This window comes from Streptomyces sp. NPDC058664 (assembly GCF_042716635.1).
GTDB lineage: Bacteria > Actinomycetota > Actinomycetes > Streptomycetales > Streptomycetaceae > Streptomyces.
Window position 1 is genome coordinate 39,036 of sequence record NZ_JBHXRW010000059.1, and the last position, 6,291, is coordinate 45,326.

7 protein-coding genes are annotated in these 6,291 nt (G+C 73.7%); 6 read left to right on the forward strand and 1 reads right to left on the reverse strand.

Annotated elements, in window-relative coordinates:
• Nucleotides 1-67: 67 nt before the first annotated feature.
• The 5 genes from ACFWUY_RS33390 (at nt 68) to ACFWUY_RS33410 (ending at nt 5,103) form a co-directional block, all read left to right on the forward strand.
• The gene (locus ACFWUY_RS33390; protein ID WP_384118664.1) at nt 68-1,489 is read left to right on the forward strand and encodes a phytoene desaturase family protein; all 1,422 of its coding nucleotides are present in this window, start codon (nt 68-70) and stop codon (nt 1,487-1,489) included.
• Between the two features lie 36 nt (nt 1,490-1,525).
• Nucleotides 1,526-2,146, forward strand: a complete 621-nt coding sequence (locus ACFWUY_RS33395; RefSeq protein WP_384118654.1) for an L-threonylcarbamoyladenylate synthase — start codon at nt 1,526-1,528, stop codon at nt 2,144-2,146.
• Between the two features lie 113 nt (nt 2,147-2,259).
• Nucleotides 2,260-3,030, forward strand: coding sequence for a metallophosphoesterase (locus tag ACFWUY_RS33400; RefSeq protein ID WP_384118657.1), 771 nt, complete (start codon nt 2,260-2,262; stop codon nt 3,028-3,030).
• 85 nt (nt 3,031-3,115) lie between these two features.
• A complete protein-coding gene (locus tag ACFWUY_RS33405; RefSeq protein ID WP_384118660.1) occupies nt 3,116-4,591 on the forward strand; it encodes an AlkA N-terminal domain-containing protein in 1,476 nt (491 codons plus the stop codon).
• 35 nt (nt 4,592-4,626) lie between these two features.
• Nucleotides 4,627-5,103 (forward strand): methylated-DNA--[protein]-cysteine S-methyltransferase, encoded by a 477-nt coding sequence (locus ACFWUY_RS33410; protein ID WP_384118666.1) that lies wholly within the window; start codon nt 4,627-4,629, stop codon nt 5,101-5,103.
• A gap of 22 nt (nt 5,104-5,125) precedes the next feature.
• Here ACFWUY_RS33410 and ACFWUY_RS33415 read toward each other — a convergent pair whose 3' ends face one another.
• The gene (locus ACFWUY_RS33415) at nt 5,126-5,845 is read right to left on the reverse strand and encodes an NAD-dependent deacetylase (protein ID WP_384118662.1); all 720 of its coding nucleotides are present in this window, start codon (nt 5,843-5,845) and stop codon (nt 5,126-5,128) included.
• A gap of 64 nt (nt 5,846-5,909) precedes the next feature.
• Here ACFWUY_RS33415 and ACFWUY_RS33420 point away from each other — a divergent pair, with 64 nt between their 5' ends.
• Nucleotides 5,910-6,113, forward strand: coding sequence for a type II toxin-antitoxin system VapB family antitoxin (locus ACFWUY_RS33420; protein ID WP_030551217.1), 204 nt, complete (start codon nt 5,910-5,912; stop codon nt 6,111-6,113).
• Nucleotides 6,114-6,291 lie beyond the last annotated feature (178 nt).

Consider the following 6,291-nt stretch of genomic DNA (forward strand, 5'->3'; position numbering starts at 1 on the left):
CCGGGACCACAGGAATATCCTGAGTGTCCTGGTCATCGGCTGACGAAGGAGTCCGAAGGTGTCGAAGGTGACGTCGATGCTCGATGCCGTCGTCGTGGGCGCGGGTCCCAACGGACTGACCGCCGCGGTCGAACTGGCCCGCCGCGGCTTCTCCGTGGCCGTCTTCGAGGCCAAGGCCACCGTCGGCGGCGGCGCCAGGACCGAGGAGCTCACCCTTCCCGGCTTCCGGCACGACCCGTGTTCCGCCGTGCACCCGCTCGGGGCCGGCTCGCCGGTCTTCAAAACGATGCCGCTGGACCGGTACGGCCTGGAGTGGCTCCACCCCGATCTGCCCATGGCCCACCCCTGGGACGACGGCACCGCCGCCGTCCTCGCCCGCTCCGTCGCGGAGACCGCCGCCTCCTTCGGCCCGCGCGACGCGGGGGCGTACCGCAGGCTCGTCGACCCCTTCCTCGGCAGGTGGGACACCCTCGCACGGGACTTCATGCAGCTGCCGCTCACCGCGCTGCCCCGCGACCCGGTGACCCTCGCCCGTTTCGGCCTCGCCGGACTGCCGCCCTCCACCTGGCTGATGCGCCGCTTCCAGGACGAGAAGGCCCCCGCCCTCTTCGCCGGTCTCGTCGGCCATGTGATGGCCCCGCTCGGCGGCTTCGCCACCGGCGCCGTCGGCCTGGTCTTCGCGCTCGCCGCGCACGCCGGCGGCTGGCCCCTGCCCCGGGGCGGCTCGCAGTCGATCTCCGACGCCCTCACCGCGTACCTCAAGGAACTCGGCGGCGCCGTCCACACCGACTTCGAGGTCAAGCGCCTCGACGACCTGCCGCCGGCCCGCGCCTACGTCTTCGACACCTCGCCCACCGCCCTCGCACGGATCGCCGGTTTCGGCGGCCACTACGACCACTACCGGTACGGCGCGAGCGTCTTCAAGATCGACTACGCCCTGGACGGGCCCGTGCCGTGGACCGCCGAGGAACCCCGGCGCGCCGGCACCGTCCAGATCGGCCCCACCGCGGGGGAGATCGGCACCGCGCTGCGCCAGGCCTCCTCCGGCACCGCTCCCGACGCCCCCTTCCTCATCACCGCCCAGCCCAGCCTCGTCGACCCCTCCCGCGCACCCGAGGGCAAGCACGTGTTCTGGGCGTACGGCCACGTGCCGAACGGCTGGCGCGGCGACCTCACCGAGGCGATCGAGCGCCAGATCGAGCGCTTCGCCCCCGGCTTCCGCGACCGCGTCCTCGCCCGGGCCACCGCGGGCCCGGCCGAACTCGCCGCCCACAACGCCAACTACGTCGGCGGCGACATCGCCTGCGGCGCCGCCCGCGGCCTCCAGCTCCTGCTGCGTCCCACCCTCTCGCTCCGCCCCTACGCCACCCCGCACCCGGCGGTCTTCCTCTGCTCCTCCGCGACCCCGCCCGGCCCCGGAGTCCACGGAATGTCCGGCCACAACGCGGCGAAGGCTGTCTGGCGGCGCCTGCGGACCCAGAGCGGATGAGCCTGCGGACCCGGGGCGGATAAATAGACTGCCCCCATGGCCAAGTACTTCGACGTCCACCCCGACAACCCCCAGCCCCGCACCATCGGCGCGGTGGCCGACTCCATCCGGAACGGGGCGCTCGTCGCGTACCCGACCGACTCCTGCTACGCCCTCGGCAGCCGGCTCGGCAGCCGTGACGGCATCAGCCGCATCCGGGCGATCCGCGACCTCGACGACCGGCACCACTTCACGCTGATGTGCCAGAACTTCGCCCAGCTGGGCCAGCTCGTGCACATCGACAACGACGTCTTCCGCGCGGTCAAGGCGGCCACCCCCGGGGCGTACACCTTCATCCTGCCGGGGACGAAGGAGGTGCCGCGCCAACTGCTGCACCCCAAGAAGAAGACGGTCGGCGTCCGGATCCCCGACCACGTCGTCACCCAGGCGCTCCTCGCCGAACTCGGCGAGCCGCTGCTCTCCAGCACCCTGCTGCTGCCCGAGGAGGCAGAGCCGCTGACCCAGGGCTGGGAGATCAAGGAGCGGCTCGACCACCAGGTGGACGCGGTGCTCGACTCCGGCGAATGCGGCACCGAACCCACCACCGTCGTCGACTTCTCCAGCGGCGAGCCCGAGATCGTCCGTCGCGGGGCGGGGGACACGGCCCGCTTCGAGTAGGGGCGCGGGAAGCGGTCCACCGGCCCCGGAGCGGCCCTTTCCGGTACGGTCCCGGGCACCGTACGGTCGCGGTGAACGCCCGTTCGCGCGCACCCGACGGAGGACCCGGCCGCATGATCGTCATCGCTCACGTCAGCGACATCCACCTCGACGGCGGGCAGCGCGGCGCGGACCGCACCCGCGCCGCCCTGCGGTACCTGGAGGAGCTGCCGTACGACCTGGCGGCCGTGCTCGTCACCGGGGACGTCGCCGACCACGGGACGCCCGACGAGTACGCGGAGGCGCGCGAGCTGCTGAGCTCCCGTCACCCGCTGCTCGTCTGCCCCGGCAACCACGACGACCGCGCCGCCTTCCGGAAGGCCCTGCTTCCCGAGGAGACGGCGACCCGCCCGTACGCGCCCGTCGACCAGGTGCTCCGGGGCGAGGGCTTCGTCATCGCCCTCTGCGACTCGTCCGTGCCCGGCGAGCACCAGGGCCTCCTGGCGGACGAGACGCTGGAGTGGCTCGACGCCGTCCTCGCCGACACCCCGCGCGACGTGCCCGTCCTGGTCGCCTTCCATCACCCGCCCGTACCGCTGCACACCCCCTACGTGGACGAGATCCGGCAGTTCGGCGAGGAGCGGCTCGCCGCGCTCGCCGACCGCCACCCCCACCTCACGGCCTTCCTCGCGGGCCACGCGCACACGGCCGCCGCCACGACCTTCGCCGGGCGCCCGCTGCTCGTCGCGCCCGGGGTCGTCTCCGCCCTCCGGCTGCCCTGGGAGAGCCCGGGCCCGGAGAGCCCGCACGTCCACCTCGACCTGCCGCCCGGCCTCGCCTTCCACGTCCTCGGCGAGGACGGCAGGCTGACCACCCACTACCGGACGGTCACCGTCCGGCCGTGACGGGAACGGCCGGCCGCCGCCCGGGACGCACGGCCATGTCGTTTTTCCGCCAGCCCGCGCGCCGCCCGTCCCCGATCCTTGAACCATGCACACCGACACCGAGCGCTGCGTACGGGCCGTCCAGTCGAAGGACGCCCGCTTCGACGGCGTGTTCTTCACCGCCGTCCGCACCACCCGGATCTACTGCCGGCCCAGCTGCCCGGTCGTCCCGCCCAAACCCGAGAACATGGAGTTCCACGCCAGCGCCGCCTCTTGCCAGCGCGCCGGCTTCCGGGCCTGCAAACGCTGCCGCCCCGACACCAGCCCCGGCTCGCCCGAGTGGAACGTCCGCGCCGACGCCGTCGCCCGCGCCGTGCGCCTCATCCAGGACGGGGTCGTCGACCGGGAGGGCGTCCCCGGGCTCGCCCGCCGCCTCGGCTGGTCCACCCGCCAGATCGAACGCCAGCTCCTCGCCGAACTGGGCGCAGGACCCCTCGCCCTGGCCCGCGCCCAGCGCGCCCAGACCGCCCGGGTCCTCATCGAGACGACCCCGATGCCCCTGGGCGAGGTCGCCTTCGCGGCCGGCTTCGCCTCGATCCGCACCTTCAACGAGACCGTCCGCGAGGTCTTCGCCCTCACCCCCGGTGAACTCCGCGCCCGCGCCGCCCGCCCGGCACCCGACCGCGTCCGCACCCCCGGAGTGATCAGCCTCCGGCTGCCGTTCCGCGCGCCCCTGGAGCCCTCCAACCTCTTCGGTCACCTCGCCGCGACCGCCGTCCCCGGCGTGGAGGAGTGGCGCGACGGCGCCTACCGCCGGACCCTGGCCCTCCCGTACGGGCACGGGATCGTCGCCCTCGCCCCGCGCGCCGACCACATCGCCTGCCGCCTCTCCCTCACCGACCCCCGCGACCTCACCCATGCCATCAGCCGCTGCCGCCGTCTCCTCGACCTCGACGCCGACCCCGTCGCCGTCGACGAGCGGCTGCGCGCCGACCCGCTGCTCGCGCCGATCGTCGACAAGGCGCCCGGCCGCCGGGTACCGGGGAGCGTCGACCCCGCCGAGTTCGCCGTACGGGCCGTCCTCGGCCAGCAGGTCTCCACCGCCGCCGCCCGCACCCACGCCGCCCGGCTCGTCACCGCGTACGGCACCCCCGTCGACGACCCCGAGGGCGGCCTCACCCACCTCTTCCCCGGCCCCGAGGCGCTCGCCGGCCTCGACCCCGAGACCCTCGCCCTGCCGCGCAGCCGCCGCACCACCCTCCTCACCCTGGTCGGGGCCCTCGCCGACGGCTCGCTCACCCTCGGCCCCGCCGACGACCGAGAGGAGACCCGCGCACGACTGCTCGCCCTGCCCGGATTCGGCCCCTGGACCACCGAGATCATCGCCATGCGGGCCCTCGGCGACCCCGACGCCTTCCTCCCCGGAGACCTCGGCGTCCGCCGCGCCGCCCAAGGCCTCGGCCTGCCCGCCGCACCGGGCGCGCTCACCTCCCGCGCGGCCCACTGGCGCCCCTGGCGCGCGTACGCCGTCCAGTACCTCTGGGCGACCGACGACCATCCGATCAACCACCTGCCCGCGTAAGGATCCGCCCCGTGCCCACCATCCAGCACACCGTCATGGACAGCCCGTACGAGCCGCTGACCCTCGTCGCCGTCGACGGCGTCCTCAGCCGCGTCCACATGACCGGGCAGCGCCACCGCCCGCCCGAGCACACCTTCGGTGCACCGGACCCCCGCCCGTTCGGCGAGGCGATCCGCCAGCTCGACGCCTACTTCGCAGGCGAACTCAACGCGTTCGACCTGCCGTTGAAACTCATCGGCACCCCGTTCCAGAAGCGGGTCTGGGAGCAGCTGCTCCGCATCCCGTACGGGGAGACCCGGACGTACGGCGAACTCGCCGAGGAACTGGGCAACCCCGCCGCCTCCCGGGCCGTGGGCCTCGCCAACGGGAAGAACCCGGTCAGCATCATCGTCCCCTGCCACCGCGTGATCGGCGCGGGCGGCGGCCTCACCGGCTACGGCGGCGGCCTCGACCGCAAGCAGCGCCTCCTCGCCTTCGAGTCGGGTGCGGCGGAACCCGCCGGCCTCTTCTAGGAACGGCTCCTTGCCGCAGCGGCTACCGGAGCCGGTCGAGCAGCGCGGGCAGCGCCGTGCCGATCGGCTCACGGACGACCTCGTCGGCGACGGGGTCGTACGGGGTGGGCTCCGCGTTCACGATGACCAGCCGCGCGCCGTGCTCGGCCGCGATCCCGGCGAGGGAGGCCGCCGGCTGCACCTGGAGACTGCTGCCGACCGCGACGAACACCTCGGTGGCCTTGGCGATCGACAGGGCCTTCCCGAGCACCACCGGATCGAGCCGCTGTCCGAACATCACGGTCGCCGACTTCAGGATCCCGTCGCACACCCGGCACGCGGGGTCGTCCTCACCGGCCCGCACCCGGTCCAGGGCCTCCGCCATCGACGAGCGGGCGTGGCAGGCCGTGCACACCACCGACCGCGCCGAGCCGTGGAGTTCGAGCACCTTCCGGCCGGGCACCCCGGCGGCCTGATGCAGTCCGTCCACGTTCTGGGTGATCACCCGCAGCGCGTTCCCGCTCGTCCGCTCGTACGCGGCGATCGCGTGGTGCGCCACGTTCGGCTCGGCGCTCAGGACGGGACCGTCGAGCCGCATCCGCCACGAACGGCGGCGGATCTCCGGGTCGGCCATGTACGGCCCGTACGTGACGAGCCGCTCGGCCTCGGGGTCCTGCCGCCACACGCCGTTCGGCCCCCGGTAGTCGGGGATGCCCGAGTCCGTCGAGACACCGGCTCCACTGAGAATCGCGACCATGGTCATACGGCGAGCCTAGGCACCGCGAAACCGCTCCCGCGAACGGGTTTCCGGATGCTAGGTTCCCGGCATGGCCAAGGTGAACATCGCGCTCGACGCCGACCTCGTCGTGGAGGTCATGGTCCTGGCAGGGGTCGGGAACCCGCAGGACGCGGTGGAGGCCGTCGTCCGCGACTACATCGCGCGCGGACACCGCACCGAGGCCAGGGTCGCCACCCGCGACGAACCGCACCGCACCGGCGAACTCCTTCCCCCCGAACCCCCGCAGGGCTAGGGCCTGTCTTTCGAATCAGGCCGGGCTCGCGGCGTCTGGCACGCACGCTCGCCGCGTTGTCGTCGGTCGTCGATGCTCCGCATGGACTCCCTCCTCCGCCTTGCGATCGCACGCACCAGACGCCGCTCCCTGATCCGGCCTGATCCGAAGGACAGGCCCCAGGGCCTGTCCTTCGGAT